Below are 16,413 nucleotides of genomic sequence, written 5' to 3'. Positions count from 1 at the left end.
TTGTGATAGCGAGGAACGGCCTCATGCCGCCTCGTCCTTCCGGGCGTAAGCGCCAATGACGCGCGCGACCGAGGCCGCTGGCGCATTGACGATCTGGGCGATCCGGGTTGCCGGCGTGGCGATCATACCAACCAGCCTGGCGCGCAGCTCATCGAGCGACGGAAGTGTGGCGAGTGCCTTCACACCGTCGGCATTGAGCGAGGTGGTGCCCATTGCGCCGCCGAGAATGACGAGCTTGTCATTTCCCTTGGCGAAATCGGACGCGACCTTCGGCGCCGCAATCGGATCCTCCGAATAAGCAATCAGCGTCTGTCCCTTGAACAGCTCGATGATCGATGCGGAGTCCGTGCCCTGAAGAGCGATTTTGGCGAGACGGTTCTTCGCGACTTTGACGGTGCCACCGGCAGCGCGCATTTTCGACCGAAGGTCGTTCATTTGCGCGACGGTGATACCGGCGTAGTGGGCCACGACCACTGAACCTGCGTTCGAGAACGCACCGTTCAGGCCCGTGACGAGTTCGCGTTTTTCCGCTCTGTCCACTGCCTATCTCCAGTTGACCCCAATCCTGTTAACGGGAACATCCCATTGACGAGGACAGGCGTCGGGTTGCCTTTTGTCGGCCGGGCCATCCAGTAACGGATCTCCCGAACGACGCTCGAGGATCCTGCCCCCTTTCGCCACATCGACAGTCAAGCCGGCGATGCGCAGACAAAAGGCAAACACGGTTCGAACCTTTCATTGGAGCAATCGCTCCGTTGTCCGGTCTTCACCCGTCTCATGCAGGCCCAAATCGAATTAAGGCTTCTGGGCCGCCTGCAATCTCGGACAGGATGTCCGGAAACCTTTCGGCTTCCGGTACCGGGCCGCCGACAAGTCGGAGGTCCGGAATTCACTTGCGGATCAGCCGCTTGGCGGCCGATCCAAATGTTCGTATCAGGACGCGTTAAGCGTCGCGACGTCGAGCTTGAGGCCCGGGCCCATCGTCGAGGTGACCGACACCTTCTTGACGTAGTTGCCCTTGGCGCCAGTCGGCTTTGCCTTGGTCACCGCATCGGCGAAGGCGCGGATGTTCTCTTCCAGGGCCTTGACGTCGAACGAGACCTTGCCGACACCGGCATGGACGATGCCAGCCTTCTCGACACGGAACTCGACGGCGCCGCCCTTGGACGCCTTGACGGCGGCGGCAACGTCGGTGGTGACGGTTCCGACCTTCGGGTTCGGCATCATGCCGCGCGGGCCGAGCACCTTGCCCAGACGGCCGACCAGCGGCATCATGTCCGGCGTGGCGATGCAGCGATCGAAATCGATCGTGCCCTTCTGGACGATGTCGACCAGATCCTCGGCACCAACGATGTCGGCGCCGGCGGCGCGCGCTTCGTCGGCCTTGTCGCCACGGGCGAACACGGCGACACGTACCGAGCGGCCGGTGCCGTTCGGCAGGTTGACCACGCCGCGGACCATCTGGTCGGCATGGCGCGGGTCGACGCCGAGGTTCATGGCGACTTCGATGGTCTCATCGAACTTCACCGAGGAACGGTCCTTGAGCAGCTTCAGCGCATCACCCAGGGCATAAGCCTTGTTGGGATCGATGCCTTCGCGGGTCTTCGATACACGCTTTGCAATCTTTGCCATGATCTTAGCCCACCACTTCCAGACCCATCGAGCGGGCGGAGCCCTCGACCATGCGCATGGCCGCTTCGACGTCGTTTGCGTTCAGGTCTTTCATCTTCGCGGTGGCAATCTCGCGGACCTTGTCACGCGAAACCGTACCGGCCTTGACCTTGCCCGGCTCCTTGGAACCAGAGGTCAGGTTCGCCGCCTTCTTCAGGAAGTAGCTCACCGGCGCCGTCTTCATGACGAAGGTGAAGGACTTGTCCTGATAGTAGGTGATGACAACCGGAACCGGCGATCCCTTTTCCATTTCCTGGGTCTGCGCGTTGAACGCCTTGCAGAACTCCATGATGTTGATGCCACGCTGACCAAGCGCCGGGCCGATCGGGGGAGACGGCGTAGCCGATCCCGCTTTCACCTGGAGCTTGAGCTGGCCTGCAATTTTCTTAGCCATCTCTTTTCCTGCCTTTGTCTATGCCGGTCATGCCGGCGGTTGCAGTCTGGTGGTGCGATCCATGCGGCCGGCTAAAGCCGCATTCGTCTCCCACCGTTCTCAGGCCGCGCTTCCGCGCCGCCTCCCCTGATCGCCAAACCGGCTTCAGGGATTTCGGATCAGCCCTTTTCGACCTGCCCGAATTCCAGATCGACAGGCACGGCGCGCCCGAAGATCGAAACTTCCACCTTGAGCCGCGCCCGCTCCTCGTCCACTTCCTGGACGAAACCGTTGAACGACGCGAAGGGACCATCCGAAACGCGGATCGCTTCGCCGATCTCGAACGTGACCGAGGGCTTGGGCCGCTCGACGCCTTCCTGCACCTGGTTCAGGATGCGCTGCGCTTCCGCCTCGGTGATCGGCACCGGCTTGGAGTCACCCAGGAAACCGGTGACCTTCGGCGTGTTCTTGACCAGCGAGAACACGGCGTCGGTCAGATTGGCCTTCAGCAGCACATAGCCCGGGAAGAACTTGCGCTCGGCATCGACCTTGCGGCCGCGGCGAACTTCGACGACCTTCTCGGTCGGAACCACGATCTGGTGGATGTCGGCAGACAGGCCCTTCTGCTTGGCCTTGTTCTCGATATCCTCGGCGACCTTCTTTTCAAAGTTCGAATAGGCGTGGACGATGTACCAGCGCGCGGTCATTTCAAGACTTCTCCGTAATCGCCGGACTTAGCGTCCGATGCCCAGAATCTGTTCGACCGCGAGGCCCATGAGCTGATCAGCGGTGAAGAAAAAGATCATCGCGATCACTGCGAAGGCCAGAACCATCACCGTCGAGATCATCGTTTCGCGCCGCGACGGCCAAGTCACCTTGGCGGTCTCCGCACGAACCTGCTGGAGAAAGACGAAAGGATTTGTGGTTTTCGAAGCCATATGCCGCTCTGTCTTCAAGACCCGTTGGCCGGGTCTCCTGGATGATCCCGCTGGCCGGGACGTGCCGCCTGAGCGAATTTCGCGCCGAATCAGCGCAATCATTTCGCCCATGCAAATCAGACGCGTAAAGCCGGTTTCCCAGCTCCACGCGTCGCGTGTCTGTTTCGTCTACATAAAACCGATTCTTGATCCACGCAAGTGGCAAGTCTCCGCTTTATGACCAAACACCGCCTCGGAACCATCCAGTCGTTCCGTCCCGGCTATGGCGCTCTTATGCCCCAATCGACCCTATATGGCAAGCGGGTCGCCGATTTTCAAAGGCCGGACCATGGAAATATCGTTTTGAACGCCATTCCGAAACGGCGAGACTTTGGGTTGAATGCCATTCAGGGAATGGCACGGGCAGCAGGGCTCGAACCTACGACCTGCGGTTTTGGAGACCGCCGCTCTACCAACTGAGCTATGCCCGTACGTGCGCATGTCGGCGCAGCAGGCGCTTCCTAAAAGCTTCCGCACGCTCTGTAAAGAGCGGTTTGCAAGCAAACACGCCTTAACCTCTGCGCCAGAAATCGGGATAGTCGACAACCAGCGCGTTGCGGTCGATTTCAAGTTCCCGCCTGAAGTCGCTGGCGCGCGATTCATAGAGATATCGCCTGCCCTCTTCGAGGCATGTGTAGCGCTGCGGGTTGGCGACGACCGTGAGGGCGGGGAAGTCGATGAAGGCAGTGGTTATCTCGGCACTCTGCCCGGCGGAAAGTTGCAATCGCCGGATCGGCAGCGTGTTGGTGAACGGCGTGATGGTCAGGTCGGGATCGAAAATGCCGTCGAGCTCCGGCATCGGCAGGCCGTCCCTGGTCCAGCGACCATCGCCATCGGCGGAAAGAACAAGCATGCGGCCGCTACCGATCATATCGACAACGACACGCCTGGCGTGCCAGCCGACATCGCAAACGATGCGGTAACGGACGGCAAAAGGCGTTTGCCCGGAGCAGACTGCGACAGAGTCGGCCGAGACCTCCCCTGCCCGCTCCTGCAGCACCAAATGTTCGAGACCCGGTCCGTCCCACTCGCGCCAACGTATGATCTTCACATCTTCCGGCATCAGCCCAACACCTCCATGGCGACTGGACGCTAGTTTGTACCCGGTGGCTGATAGGGGCCGCCCGGCACACCCCAGCCCCAGGCCGGCATCGGTTCCGTCTGCGGATCGCAGGTTTCGCCGAGATTGGAGTTCATCTTGGCCAGGCGCGATCCCCATTCGACATAGCCCATGAAGGCCGAACGGAATTCCGGATCGTCAGGCAGGCCGACCGCGTCGGCGGCATCGGCCAGGAGGCTGATCCAGCGGCGGCGCTGCTCTTCGCTCAGATGCTTGCCCAGATGGTGCATGACCATCTTGCGGTGGCCGCCGAACTGCTCGCTGTAGGTCTTCGGTCCGCCGAAAACCTCGCCGATGAAGGCCGCGACATGGGCGGGGTGATCCGGCGACATGGTCTTGAACACCGGCCCGACGATCGGGTCCTGCGCCACCTTGTCATAGAAGGTCTGGGTGAGCCGGTTCAAGGCCTCGCTGCCGCCGGCCCATTCGTAGAGTGTCGGGATATCCTGGCCCATTCTCGATCCTCCGCTTGCCTGAAGCCGCCAGCAGCGACGATAGCGGAAAAATCGAAAGCGGCTCAACCTGCCTCGATGGCCAGTTTCGGGCTCCGTCGCCCACTACAATTTGGCCGGCGCGTCAGCCTCGGCATTGGCGGAAGGCCGGATCCGGCAATTCTCGGGTCTTGGCACCGCCTCGCAAATGGTGGCGCCGGTCAGCGCGTCGACCGATTGCAGGCTCGTCGTCAGGCCAACCTTCAGCATCATGTCGGGTTCCAGCCGGCGCTCGACCGAGCGCCGCTCGATCGCCGCGAACAGGGCGGAACTGATCGCCATCTCCTCCAGGTAGGCCTTGACCATCAGCTTTTGCCCCATCGGGTAGAGGCTAAGTCGCGCCTGGGGACCGACAAGCCGCCTGATGCCGCCGGCAAGCATGAACGCGCAGGCCGAATCGCACTTCACGCCCGCATCGATGCTCAGCCCGGCATAGGCGCCCTCCTTGGCCAGGCAATTCCACGCTCCTGGGTCACAGCCGACAAAATCGGTGCGGCCAACGGCGACGTCGAGCTTCTTTTCATGGATAAGCCGTCCCGCCGCCAGGGCACTGAACAGGTCGCCTCCCTTCGAGCTGATCACGACAGGCAGTTGCCGTTTGCCGAGCGTGGCGAGCAGCTGGCGCAGCTTCTGCGGGGTCTGGGGGGTGATCGCGCCTTCCGCCGAGATCCATTCCGGGCAGTCTGGATTGCAGAGCGGATTGGTGCCGCGAACGACAACGAAGCGCATGTCTTCATCGCGCCGCGCCGCCTCGGGTTCGATCGCTGGCGGAGTAGGCCTGGCCGCGGTCGCCATCAGGCCATCAGGCTTGTTCCCCGGCACCTCCCGGCAATTCGTGGCCAGGCGGCCGGGTTCGCACAGGCTCGCCGCGGTCAACAGGCCCACGGCGTCCGTGCTGGTGACCAGCTTCATCGCCAGCATGTCATCGAGGGCGATCTGGTGGATTTCGCTGGCCGGGGTGCCCTTCATCGTTTCGAGCATGCTTTGTTCGATGCCCATCTGATCCAGGTAGGCCGCCAGCTTTTTCTCCACCGACTTGCTCATTTCGTAGGTCTTGTAGCTGCCGGCGTTCTTGCGGCTGACGATCTTCGTGTTGAGGATCTTCTTCTTGCCCCCGACGATCCGGTAGGTGGTCCGGTATTGCAATTTCGTGCGGATGTAGGTCGTGGTGATCTGATGGACCCCGAGATAGGCCCATTCGCCGGCCACTCGCCTGATGCCGCCGGCAAACATCAGAGGACAGGCGGAATTGCACATGGCGCCATAGTCGATGACATCGCCGAAGTAGCGGGCGTCACGGTCCTGGCACCCCTTCGCGTCGGGATGGCAGCTGGAAAACACCGTCTTGCCGATGGCGATATCGAGCTTGTTCTTGCGGATCAGCCGGCCAAGCGTCAGCGCCGCCTCGACATTGCCGCCGGGAGAATCCACGACAACAGGCAGTTTCCGCCCGCCAAGCGTCTTCAGCATGCGTTTGAAGAGCGCCGGAGTTCCGGCTTCTATGGAGCCCTCGGCCGATATCCATTCCGGACAGATCGGCTCGCACCCCGCTGCGTTGCTGCGGACAATGCCGAACCGCATCGTCGGCCCAAGATCCGGCGCCGCATCCGCCGCGAAGGCTGCCGGGCCTGTGGCAAGCAACGCAATCAGCCAGGTCAGAGCCAGCGGCCACAATGCCCGACGATGAAAATACCGCCTTGGAACCATTTGGAAAAAGCCCCTTGATGCAACCTATACTAGACGAGGTCCAGAGCCTTGCAACAGGCTTCGGCCGACGGGGCGGCAGCCGATAGCCCGGCAAACAAAAAGGGCGGCCCGAAGACCGCCCTTTCTTGTCGATCCGGCGAATGCCGGGCTCGGTTATTCCTTGATGGTGACGACGATGCCGGCACCGACGGTGCGGCCGCCTTCACGGATAGCGAAGCGCAGCTTCTCTTCCATGGCGATCGGCACGATCAGCTCGACATCGACCGTGATGTTGTCGCCCGGCATCACCATCTCGGTGCCTTCCGGCAGCGACACGATGCCGGTCACGTCGGTCGTGCGGAAGTAGAACTGCGGACGGTAGTTGGTGAAGAACGGCGTGTGACGGCCACCTTCGTCCTTGGTCAGGATGTAGGCTTCGGCCACGAACTTCTTGTGCGGCTTCACCGTGCCCGGCTTGGCCAGAACCTGGCCGCGCTCGACACCTTCACGATCAACGCCGCGCAGCAGCGCGCCGATGTTGTCGCCAGCCTGGCCCTGATCGAGCAGCTTGCGGAACATTTCCACGCCCGTGCAGGTCGTCTTGGTCGTCGGACGGATGCCGATGATCTCGAGTTCCTCGCCGACCTTGACCACGCCGCGCTCGACGCGGCCGGTCACGACCGTGCCGCGGCCCGAGATCGAGAACACGTCCTCGATCGGCATCAGGAACGGCTTGTCGAGCGGACGGACCGGCGTCGGGATGTAGGCATCGACCGCAGCCATCAGCTCGCGGATCGCGTCTTCACCGATCTTCTTGTCCGAGTCTTCGAGAGCAGCCAGAGCCGAACCCTTGACGATCGGAATGTCGTCGCCGGGGAATTCGTTCTTGGTCAGAAGCTCGCGAACCTCGAGCTCGACCAGTTCGAGCAGCTCGGCGTCGTCGACCTGGTCGACCTTGTTCAGGAACACCACGATCGACGGCACGCCGACCTGACGGGCCAGCAGGATGTGCTCGCGGGTCTGCGGCATCGGGCCGTCGGCAGCCGACACAACCAGGATCGCGCCGTCCATCTGCGCGGCGCCGGTGATCATGTTCTTCACATAGTCGGCGTGGCCGGGGCAGTCGACGTGAGCGTAGTGGCGGTTGGCCGTCTCGTATTCGACGTGAGCTGTCGAGATCGTGATGCCGCGCGCCTTTTCTTCAGGGGCAGCGTCGATCTGGTCGTAGCGCTTGTATTCGCCAAAATACTTGGTGATCGCCGCCGTCAGCGACGTCTTGCCATGGTCGACGTGGCCAATCGTGCCGATGTTCACGTGAGGCTTGTTACGCTCGAATTTACCTTTTGCCATTGTCTCTTTCCTTGGACGGCCCGGATCTTCAGTTCGGTCGAAGACCTTCAGTTCAGTCGAATGCGGGGCGATTAGCGACAAAGGCCAAAAAACACAAGCGTCTTTTGGCCGGGTGCCGTCTCACTCAGTCCGAACCATCGATCCGATTGCGGGGATGTGGCGCTGATATAGGAAGGCTCCGGGCAAAATGAAGGGGTAGCGGGCCGATCGATCGAGGCCGCGAAAGCGCCGGCTTGCTTGCCCGGCCCTGTCTGAATCATGGCCAGGCCATGGACCATTGCCGCCGCCATCCGCCTCTGATCTTGTGGCCGGATGCATTTCATCCCTGCCTCTATCCGCGGCCCGCTGTTTATGATCGTCTCGACGGGGTCGTATCTCGTCAACGATACAATGATGAAGCTCGCGACGGCGGGCCTGCCGTCTTATGAGGTGCTGTTTCTGCGGGGTGCCGCGGCGGCCCTCTGGGGCTTCCCGCTGCTGTTCGCGCTGGGCTACGGCAAGCAGATCCCGCTGATCTTCGACAAGCGCGTCCTGAGCCGGAACGTGCTCGAGCTGGCGGCGATCCTTTGCTATGTGGTCGCGCTCGCCAACATGCAGATCGCCGATTCCACCGCGCTCGGCCAGATCACGCCGCTCTTGATGCTGGTTGGCTCCTCGATCCTGTTTGGCGAGCGGATCGGCGGCCGGCGCATGGCGCTGATCGGGCTCGGCTTCGTCGGCGCGCTGATGGTGGCGCAGCCGACCATGCAAGGCATTTCGGTCTATGCCCTGCTGGCGCTCGGCAACGCAGCCCTTGCAGCGGCGCGCGACCTAGCCGGCCGGCGGGTCTCGGCCGAGGTGCCGGGAATGATCGTGGCGATTTCCGCCGTCGTGGTGGTGCTGATCGGCGCCGGCGCCGCGCATCTTGTTTCCGAACGCTGGGTCATGCCCGGGGCGCATCACCTGCTGCTGATGGCAGGTGCTGGATTTTTCCTGATCTTCGGCCACTTCTTCATCTTCATGGCCTATCGCGTCGGACCGACCAGCGCCGTGGCGCCGTTCTACTATTGCTTCACCGTCTGGGCGGTCATTTCGGGCCTGCTGGTGTTCGGGCAATTCCCCAACACACTGGCGATCTGTGGCATCCTGCTGGTCGTCGGCAGCGGGCTGACCATCGTGTCGCTGGATCAGCGCCAGCGCCGGTTGGCCGTCGTCGCCTAGCCTCGTTTCATTGCGGGAACGCCGATCTTTGTTTTCGCCGCCCCGATGCCATAGGCAAGCCACAGCCGGGCACACCGGCCTGAAGCCGGCCTTGCCTTCAGAAACTCGAAACCTCAGACGATCCGCAGGCGCCTAAAGCGTCCGCCTTGCGCTGAACTGATGGTAGGCCCACAGAACAACCACCGCCCCGATGACGGCAACGATCAGGCTGTAGATGTTGAGACCGGTGACGCCAGATGCGCCGAAGGCACTGAAGATCAGCCCGCCGACAATGGCGCCGACGATGCCCAGCACGATATCCATTATAACACCCTGGCCGGTCTTGTTGACGATCTTGCTGCCTATGAAGCCGGCGACCACGCCGAGAATGATCCAGCTGATGATACCCATTTTTTCCTCTCCATCCCCTCGCCAGCCGAACATTTTCATATGATTGTCAAAACCTCAAGCCAGCTTGAAATTCCGCCCGAATGCTTCATTGTTGAGGAGGGGTCGGGCCTTGGTCGCTATGGAGGATCCACGATGGGACTTTTTGACAACGCCGTTCCCGGCGGCAACATCACCAAACCTCTGATGATCGCACTCGGCGCATTGCTGGTCGGCAAGATGCTGAGCGGCAGAAGTGCCGAAGAACCGGAACAGTCTCCCGCGCCCGCTCCGACCGCCCCCGTCCCGACGGAAACCACATCCGCCGACGGTGGCCTGCTGGGCGGCCTGGGCGGACTGCTCGAAAAGCTCCGGGACGCCGGTCACGGCAACACCGCGGACTCCTGGGTCGGAACCGGCCAGAACCAGTCGATCAACGCCAACGATCTTGGCGCCGCGATCGGACCGCAGATCATCCGCGAGATCGCGCAACGGACCGGACTGGACGAGCAGGAACTGCTCAAGCAACTGTCCACCGCCCTGCCCGGCATCGTCGACAAGCTGACGCCGAACGGCCAGGTGCCGCAGCAGCACCAGGTCGCATCCGCGTTCAACAGCTGACGCGGCGCAGCCACGACAATTGGAGCGCTGCGCTTCGTGCGCAGTGCTTCGGCTTGCCGGTGATGGGATGAGTGTCTGGAGCGGGTAGCGGGAATCGAACCCGCATATTCAGCTTGGAAGGCTGCTGCTCTACCACTGAGCTATACCCGCGCCTTACCTGAAGTACCGGATTCATCCGAAAAGCGCCATGCACTTTTCGGTCCGATTCTTGTCGCGTTTCAGGGCTTCCGGGCCGGCAGTGGTGGAGAGGGTTGGATTCGAACCAACGTAAGCTAAGCTAACGGATTTACAGTCCGTCCCCTTTAACCACTCGGGCACCTCTCCAGTCTGCCGCCGGAGCCATGCAACGAGGCATTCGCGCCGATCCGGACCCGAGTTATGTGTTCTCCGAAACCAGCGCAGCGCCTTATGGCGGCAAGGCCATTGGGTGTCAACCGCGCAGCCAGCGTTTTTCGATGTTGTTCGCCGGCTGTGACGGCGGGCCATATCCTTGGCCGGAGGACACCGCTATAGAAGCCAGCCATGAGCGATAAAACCAACACCCCCAAAGACACCCATTACGCCAAGCTGCGCCGCGCCTATCGCGACGAGAAAAGCGGCGGCGCGCCGGCGTTCCGGCCTCGACAGCCGGTTCCGCCGGGCGAAAATGCCGCGGACGGACTGGTGCGGCTCTACGGCCTGCACACGGTTCGCGCCGCACTCGACAATCCGCGCCGCAAGATCAGGAAGATGCTGGTGACGCGCAATGCGGCCGAGCGCCTCGAAATCGCCGATCTCGCCGCCCTGCCCTTCAAGACGGAACTGGTCGAACCCAGGGATATCGACAAGATCACAGGGTCGGATGCCGTGCATCAGGGTGTGCTGATCGAGGCCGAGCCGCTTAAAGCCAAGCGGCTCGATGCGCTTGGTGACGCGAAGCTGGTGCTGGTGCTCGACCAGATCACCGACCCGCACAATGTCGGCGCCATCCTGCGCTCGGCGGTCGCCTTCGGCGCCGGCGCGCTGATCACCACCGCCCGCCACAGCCCGCAGGAATCGGGCGTGCTGGCGAAATCCGCCTCCGGCGCGCTGGAGCACATCGACCAGATCGAGGTGAAGAACCTCGCCGAAGCGCTCGGCCAGCTGCACGAGGCCGGCTTTCGCACCATCGGACTTGATTCGGACGCGCCGGCCGAACTCGAAAAGAGCTTTGCCGGAGAAAAGATCGCCCTGGTGCTGGGCGCCGAAGGCAAAGGCCTGCGCCAGAAGACCCGCGAGACGGTGACCACGCTGGCGCGGCTCGACATGCCCGGCGCCATCCATTCGCTCAACGTATCGAATGCCGCGGCGATCAGCCTTTACGTGGCACGGGCATTTTTGAAGCGCGGCTAAGCCAAAAAACATCTCGACGAGAAACGGGTCCCGACAGACGTCGGAACCCGTTCTTCGATGGGCCAGGAGTTGGCGGCTTGGGAACGTTGCGCCGCCCTCTCCTGACCTATGCCGCTTTGCCCCGGGTGCCGGCTGCCTCGCTGCCGACCTCGAAATCGGCCATCCTCTCGAGCGCCCTGACCAGTGCCGAATGATCCTCCTTGGCGCCGCCATTGGCCGCGCAGGCGTTGAACAGTTGCTGCGTGGTCGACGTGTTGGGCAGCGACACGCCGAGCGCTTTCGCGCCCTCCAGCGCGAGGTTCAGATCCTTCTGGTGCAGTTCGATCCGAAAACCCGGGGCGAAGGTGCGCTTGACCATACGCTCGCCATGCACTTCCAGAATGCGCGAAGCCGCCAGCCCGCCCATCAGCGCCTGCCTGACCTTGGCCGGATCCGCGCCGGCTTTCGAAGCAAAAACAAGCGCTTCGGCGACGGCTTCAATGGTCAGCGCAACGACGATCTGGTTGGCCACCTTGGTGGTCTGGCCAACGCCGTTGGGCCCGACCAGGGTGATGTTCTTGCCCATCTTCTCGAACACGGGCTTGGCGCGCTCGAAGGGTTTCTCCTCGCCGCCGACCATGATGGTGAGCGACGCCGCCTTGGCGCCAACCTCGCCGCCCGAGACCGGCGCGTCGAGATAGTCGCAGCCTAGATCGTTGATTTTCCTGGCAAAAATCTTGGTCTCGATCGGTGAGATCGAGCTCATGTCGATGACCAGCTTGCCTTTGGTCAGACCGGACGCGACGCCGTTCTCGTTAAACAGCACATCGGCGACCTGCGGTGTGTCGGGCACCATCAGAATGATGATGTCGGCGGCCTTCGCCACGGCAGCATGGCCGGTGACTGACGTTAGGCCCTTGGCGACGAGATCGGCTGAGAATTTCGATCGATGGTCGCTGGCTATGACCCTGTAGCCCGCGTCCAACAGGTGCCCCGCCATCGGTGCGCCCATGATGCCGAGGCCGATGAAGCCGATGGTTTCCATTTTGGTTCTCCAGTTGCTTGTGTGAAACGCCCCCTCATCCGGCCGCTAGCGCGGCCATCTTCCCCCGAGGGGAGAAGAGAAGCCGACGTTGGTGCCTGTCTCTTCTCCCCTCGGGAGAAGGTGGCCCGAAGGGCCGGATGAGGGGGCGCGGCGTTGGCTAGGCCGCAGCACTTCCCTGCCCGGCTAATGCTTGAAACCACCCCAGCCCAGCCTCCGTCCCGGCCTTCGGCTTGTATTCCGCCCCGATCCACCCCGAATAGCCGATGCGGTCGATGTGCTCGTACAGGAAGGGAAAATTGATCTCGCCCGTCCCCGGCTCGTGACGGCCTGGATTGTCCGCAAGCTGGATATGCGCGATGCGGTCGAGGTTTACCTCGATGGTACGGGCGAGATCCCCCTCCATGATCTGCATGTGATAGATGTCGTATTGCAGGAACAGGTTCTTCGACCCGACACGGTCGATAAGCGCCAGCGCCTGATCGGAATAGTTGAGAAAGAAGCCCGGGATATCGCGCGTGTTGATCGGCTCGATCAGCAGCCTGATGCCGGCCTGCTCCAGCTTTTCCGCCGCGAAGGCGAGGTTTTCGGCAAAGACGTCCTCCAGCACCTTGCGGTCGGCGCCGGCGGGCGCGATGCCGGCCAGGCAATTGACCTGCTGGCAGCCGAGCGCCTGCGCGTAGGTGATCGCCTTGGCGATGCCCTGGCGGAATTCCGGCACGCGGTCCGGCAGCACGGCAATGCCGCGTTCGCCCTTGCCCCAGTCGCCGGCCGGCAGGTTGAACAGCACCTGGGTCAGGCCGTTCTTCTTCAGCCGGGCGGCGACGGCATCGGGCGCATGGTCATAGGGGCCGATATATTCGACACCCTTGAACCCCGCGCGGGCGGCGGCATCGAAACGGTCGAGGAACTCATGCTCGCCAAAGAGCATCGAAAGATTGGCTGAAAAACGCGGCATTCTTTTTCTCCTTTTCTCCGCCAAGCCTAATCCAGCATGACGATCGACGTCGGCGCATCTTCGTGGCTCTCGGCAAGGTCCTCGAATTCGGTGATCTTGTCGATCTCGGTGCCCATCGAGATGTTGGTGACGCGTTCGAGGATGAATTCGAGGACAACCGGAACCCGGTGTTCTTTCATCAACCGCTGCGCCTCCTTGAAGGCACCGGCGAACTCTTCCGGCTTGCGCACCCTGACCGCCTTGCAGCCCATGGCCTCGGCGACGGCAACATGGTCGACGCCGTAGCCGGCCTCGGGATCGCCTGCCCGGTTGATGTTCTCGAAGGCAAGGTCGACCTCAAAGTCCATCGAGAAACCCCGCTGCGCCTGGCGGATCAGGCCGAGATAGGCGTTGTTCACCACGACATGGAGATAGGGCAGCTTGTGCTGGGCGCCGACCGCCAGTTCCTCGATCATGAACTGGAAATCATAGTCGCCCGACAGCGCCACGATGGTCCGGTCGGGATCGGCGGCGCGCACGCCAAGGGCAGCCGGCAAGGTCCAGCCGAGCGGGCCGGCCTGGCCGCAATTGATCCAGTTGCGCGGCTTGTAGACATGCAGGAACTGCGCGCCGGCGATCTGCGACAGGCCGATCGTGGTGACGTAGGTGACGTCGCGGCCGAACGCCTTGTTCATCTCCTCATAGACACGCTGCGGCTTCAGCGGCACCTGGTCGAAATGCGTCTTGCGCTTCATCGTCTTCTTGCGAGCTTGGCATTCCTTCGCCCAGCCGGACCAGTCGCGCAGTCTGCCTGCCGTCTTCCACTCGGTGGCGACGTCGAGCAGCATCTTCAGCGCAGCACCAGCATCCGAAACGACGCCGAGATCCGGCGCGAAGACACGGCCGATCTGCGTCGGCTCGATGTCGACATGGATGAATTTTTTGCCCTTGGTATAGACATCGACGGAGCCGGTGTGACGGTTGGCCCAGCGGTTGCCGATGCCGAAGACGAAATCGGCTTCCAGCATCGTCGCATTGCCATAGCGGTGCGAGGTCTGCAGCCCGCACATGCCGGCCATCAGCCGGTGGTCGTCGGGGATCGCGCCCCAGCCCATCAAGGTCGGGATGACCGGCACGCCTGAAATTTCCGCGAATTCGATCAGCAGGTCCGACGCATCGGCGTTTATGATGCCGCCGCCGGCGACGATCAGCGGCTTTTCGGCGGCGTTGAGCATCGTCAACGCCTTTTCGGCCTGGGCGCGCGTCATGGCCGGCTTGAACGGCGTCAACGGCTCATAGGCATCGATGTCGAATTCGATCTCGGCCAGCTGGACGTCGACCGGCAGGTCGATCAGCACCGGACCCGGCCGCGACGAGCGCATCAGGTGAAAGGCCTTCTGCAGCGCCATGGGGACGAGATAGGGCTCCATGACCGTGACCGCCCATTTGGCGACCGGCGCGGCAATGGCTGATATGTCGACGGCCTGGAAATCCTCCTTGTTCAGCCGCGCCCGCGGCGCCTGGCCGGTGATGCACAGGATCGGAATGGAATCCGCAGCGGCCGAATAGAGCCCGGTGATCATGTCGGTGCCGGCCGGACCCGAAGTGCCGATGCACAGGCCGATATTGCCTGCCTTGGCCCGGGTAAAGCCTTCCGCCATGTGCGAGGCGCCCTCGACGTGACGGGCAAGCACGTGGCGGATCGTTCCCCTCGCCTTCAGCGCCGAATAGAACGGATTGATCGCCGCGCCCGGCACGCCGAAAGCGCAGGAAATGCCTTCCTTTTCGAGAACGAGAACCGCGGCATCGACAGCGCGCATCCTGGCCATTTTCCAGCCCTCCACGGGTTTGTCATTGTTGGATTGGCTGAGGATGCCAGCACGCCGGCTATTTTTCAATTTTTTCAGAATATTTTTTCATTTAGAGAAAACAACGGCTATATGCTGATTTTATTGGATTTTCCGTTTTCTAGGAATCCGGCCTGCGATTTTAGTGAAAAACTTTTTCATTGTGCATTTGGCGAGATCGGTCGAGAATGGCGCCATGGAAACCACGGAAAAACGCCAGCGCGGCCGGCCGCGCGCTTTCAATGGGCCCTCGGAGGCCAGTTCGGTGCAGTCGCTCGATCGGGCGCTGAGAATCCTGGCCATTGTCGCGGAAGGCAGCGGCCTGTCGCTGAGCGAGATATCGGCGCAGAGCGGGCTTGCCGCCTCCACCGCCTACCGCATGCTGACGACGCTGCAAAACCACGGAATGGTCGAATTCGACACATCAAACCAGCTGTGGTCGATCGGCGTCGAGACCTACCGTATGGGCGCGGCCTTCCTGCGCCGCCGCAAGCTGGTCGACCGCGCGCGTGTCGTCATGCAGGAGCTGATGGAGAGAACCGGCGAGACCGCCAATCTCGGCGTCGCCGAGGACGATTGCGTGGTCTTCGTCAGCCAGGTCGAGACGCATCAGGCGATCCGCGCCTTCTTCCGGCCGGGCACGCGCAGCCCCTTCCATGCGTCCGGCATCGGCAAGGCGGTGCTGGCGCATCTCGAGCCGGAGCGCGTCGGAACCATGCTGCGCAAGGCAGGCCTGCAGCGCTTCACCGACAGGACGCTGTCCGACATTTCGGCGCTTGCCCACGATCTGGCGCGGATCAAGCAGCGCGGCTGGTCGGTCGACGACGAGGAGCGGCACCCCGGCATGCGTTGCGTGGCAGCCGCCATCTTCAACGAATTCGGCGAGCCGATCGGCGGCGTTTCCGTGTCGGGACCGACGGTGCGGGTGACGCCGGAGCGGCTGGCCGAGATCGGCCCGCTGGTGCGCGATGCGGCAGCCGAGGTGACCAGGATGATCGGCGGCGTGCGAGCCGGCTGATCAGCCCGCCCCGGGCAGCGCGCTCCTGGTCGCGATATCGAAGAAATCGAGAAGGATGGCCATGCCGACGCCGCAGGCGGTGAATATCAGGCCGGCCATGAAGATGCGGTTGGCGCGTTCATAGATGCGCCGCTGCAGGCATTTCGTGTCGAGCAGCAGCGAGAGCGCCCGCATCTGCAAGGCAATGCCGGCCAAGATCGGCAGGACGGCGACAAGATGGTAGGTCTGCCACGGGATCGGGTTGGCGGCCCAATGGGTGATGAAGCCCAGCGAAAACGCCAGCAGGATGCCGACGGTGGTGACGGTGCCGTTGCGGAAAACCGTTTCGACCAGGTCTTCCCTGGGGTCCTGCTCGTCCAAGGGT

At 62.5% G+C, this 16,413-nt stretch carries 18 protein-coding genes and 3 tRNA genes; 4 read left to right on the top strand and 17 right to left on the bottom strand.

Annotated elements, in window-relative coordinates:
• Window positions 1-21 precede the first annotated feature (21 nt).
• The 10 genes from rplJ to tuf form a co-directional block, all read right to left on the bottom strand.
• Entirely contained in the window at window positions 22-540 is a 519-nt protein-coding gene (gene rplJ / locus RPF88_RS06370; protein WP_013531412.1) for a 50S ribosomal protein L10, read from the bottom strand.
• 393 nt (window positions 541-933) lie between these two features.
• Window positions 934-1,632: a 50S ribosomal protein L1 gene (gene rplA, locus RPF88_RS06365; RefSeq protein ID WP_013531411.1), complete on the bottom strand. Its 699-nt coding sequence runs from the start codon at window positions 1,630-1,632 to the stop codon at window positions 934-936.
• Between the two features lie 4 nt (window positions 1,633-1,636).
• Window positions 1,637-2,065, bottom strand: a complete 429-nt coding sequence (gene rplK, locus RPF88_RS06360) for a 50S ribosomal protein L11 (protein ID WP_013531410.1) — start codon at window positions 2,063-2,065, stop codon at window positions 1,637-1,639.
• A gap of 158 nt (window positions 2,066-2,223) precedes the next feature.
• Window positions 2,224-2,751, bottom strand: a complete 528-nt coding sequence (gene nusG, locus RPF88_RS06355) for a transcription termination/antitermination protein NusG (protein WP_013531409.1) — start codon at window positions 2,749-2,751, stop codon at window positions 2,224-2,226.
• 27 nt (window positions 2,752-2,778) lie between these two features.
• A complete protein-coding gene (gene secE / locus RPF88_RS06350; RefSeq protein ID WP_013531408.1) occupies window positions 2,779-2,982 on the bottom strand; it encodes a preprotein translocase subunit SecE in 204 nt (67 codons plus the stop codon).
• 394 nt (window positions 2,983-3,376) lie between these two features.
• Window positions 3,377-3,452 (bottom strand) — tRNA-Trp (locus RPF88_RS06345).
• Between the two features lie 80 nt (window positions 3,453-3,532).
• Complete coding sequence (locus RPF88_RS06340; RefSeq protein WP_337121988.1) at window positions 3,533-4,084, bottom strand: putative glycolipid-binding domain-containing protein; 552 nt, start codon at window positions 4,082-4,084, stop codon at window positions 3,533-3,535.
• A gap of 29 nt (window positions 4,085-4,113) precedes the next feature.
• Entirely contained in the window at window positions 4,114-4,596 is a 483-nt protein-coding gene (locus RPF88_RS06335) for a group II truncated hemoglobin (RefSeq protein ID WP_275952955.1), read from the bottom strand.
• A gap of 102 nt (window positions 4,597-4,698) precedes the next feature.
• Window positions 4,699-6,339 carry a hypothetical protein gene (locus RPF88_RS06330; protein ID WP_337121987.1) on the bottom strand — a complete coding sequence of 547 codons (1,641 nt, stop codon included), beginning with the start codon at window positions 6,337-6,339 and terminating at the stop codon, window positions 4,699-4,701.
• A 153-nt stretch (window positions 6,340-6,492) separates the two neighbouring features.
• The gene (gene tuf / locus RPF88_RS06325; protein WP_013531404.1) at window positions 6,493-7,668 is read right to left on the bottom strand and encodes an elongation factor Tu; all 1,176 of its coding nucleotides are present in this window, start codon (window positions 7,666-7,668) and stop codon (window positions 6,493-6,495) included.
• A gap of 312 nt (window positions 7,669-7,980) precedes the next feature.
• Between tuf and RPF88_RS06320 the strand changes: the two genes are divergently transcribed.
• On the top strand, window positions 7,981-8,868 hold the full coding sequence (locus RPF88_RS06320; RefSeq protein ID WP_224621949.1) for a DMT family transporter: 888 nt from the start codon (window positions 7,981-7,983) through the stop codon (window positions 8,866-8,868).
• 132 nt (window positions 8,869-9,000) lie between these two features.
• Here RPF88_RS06320 and RPF88_RS06315 read toward each other — a convergent pair whose 3' ends face one another.
• Complete coding sequence (locus tag RPF88_RS06315; protein WP_013531402.1) at window positions 9,001-9,258, bottom strand: GlsB/YeaQ/YmgE family stress response membrane protein; 258 nt, start codon at window positions 9,256-9,258, stop codon at window positions 9,001-9,003.
• Between the two features lie 132 nt (window positions 9,259-9,390).
• Here RPF88_RS06315 and RPF88_RS06310 point away from each other — a divergent pair, with 132 nt between their 5' ends.
• The gene (locus RPF88_RS06310; RefSeq protein WP_013531401.1) at window positions 9,391-9,855 is read left to right on the top strand and encodes a YidB family protein; all 465 of its coding nucleotides are present in this window, start codon (window positions 9,391-9,393) and stop codon (window positions 9,853-9,855) included.
• A gap of 76 nt (window positions 9,856-9,931) precedes the next feature.
• Here RPF88_RS06310 and RPF88_RS06305 read toward each other — a convergent pair.
• Window positions 9,932-10,005 (bottom strand) — tRNA-Gly (locus tag RPF88_RS06305).
• A gap of 89 nt (window positions 10,006-10,094) precedes the next feature.
• Window positions 10,095-10,179 (bottom strand) — tRNA-Tyr (locus RPF88_RS06300).
• Window positions 10,180-10,377: 198 nt separating this feature from the next.
• Between RPF88_RS06300 and rlmB the strand changes: the two genes are divergently transcribed.
• Complete coding sequence (gene rlmB / locus RPF88_RS06295; protein WP_027163677.1) at window positions 10,378-11,226, top strand: 23S rRNA (guanosine(2251)-2'-O)-methyltransferase RlmB; 849 nt, start codon at window positions 10,378-10,380, stop codon at window positions 11,224-11,226.
• A 106-nt stretch (window positions 11,227-11,332) separates the two neighbouring features.
• On the opposite strand, the gene RPF88_RS06290 is transcribed toward rlmB, so the two are convergent.
• The 3 genes from RPF88_RS06290 to gcl all read right to left on the bottom strand — a co-directional run bounded on the left by RPF88_RS06290 (window position 11,333) and on the right by gcl (window position 15,013).
• The gene (locus RPF88_RS06290; protein ID WP_127388540.1) at window positions 11,333-12,250 is read right to left on the bottom strand and encodes a 2-hydroxy-3-oxopropionate reductase; all 918 of its coding nucleotides are present in this window, start codon (window positions 12,248-12,250) and stop codon (window positions 11,333-11,335) included.
• Window positions 12,251-12,407: 157 nt separating this feature from the next.
• Entirely contained in the window at window positions 12,408-13,205 is a 798-nt protein-coding gene (otnI, locus tag RPF88_RS06285; protein ID WP_127367507.1) for a hydroxypyruvate isomerase, read from the bottom strand.
• Window positions 13,206-13,231: 26 nt separating this feature from the next.
• Entirely contained in the window at window positions 13,232-15,013 is a 1,782-nt protein-coding gene (gene gcl / locus RPF88_RS06280; RefSeq protein ID WP_127367506.1) for a glyoxylate carboligase, read from the bottom strand.
• Between the two features lie 214 nt (window positions 15,014-15,227).
• Here gcl and bhcR point away from each other — a divergent pair, with 214 nt between their 5' ends.
• Window positions 15,228-16,049 (top strand): HTH-type transcriptional regulator BhcR, encoded by an 822-nt coding sequence (gene bhcR, locus RPF88_RS06275; RefSeq protein WP_337121985.1) that lies wholly within the window; start codon window positions 15,228-15,230, stop codon window positions 16,047-16,049.
• On the opposite strand, the gene RPF88_RS06270 is transcribed toward bhcR, so the two are convergent.
• Entirely contained in the window at window positions 16,050-16,409 is a 360-nt protein-coding gene (locus RPF88_RS06270) for a hypothetical protein (RefSeq protein ID WP_013531395.1), read from the bottom strand. It lies immediately after the preceding gene.
• Between the last annotated feature and the right edge of the window lie 4 nt (window positions 16,410-16,413).

It is taken from the genome of Mesorhizobium sp. ISC11 (assembly GCF_037162595.1).
GTDB classification, from domain to species: domain Bacteria; phylum Pseudomonadota; class Alphaproteobacteria; order Rhizobiales; family Rhizobiaceae; genus Mesorhizobium; species Mesorhizobium ciceri.
Note: the sequence above shows the minus strand (reverse complement) of the source record. Positions and strands in the feature narration are given on the sequence as shown.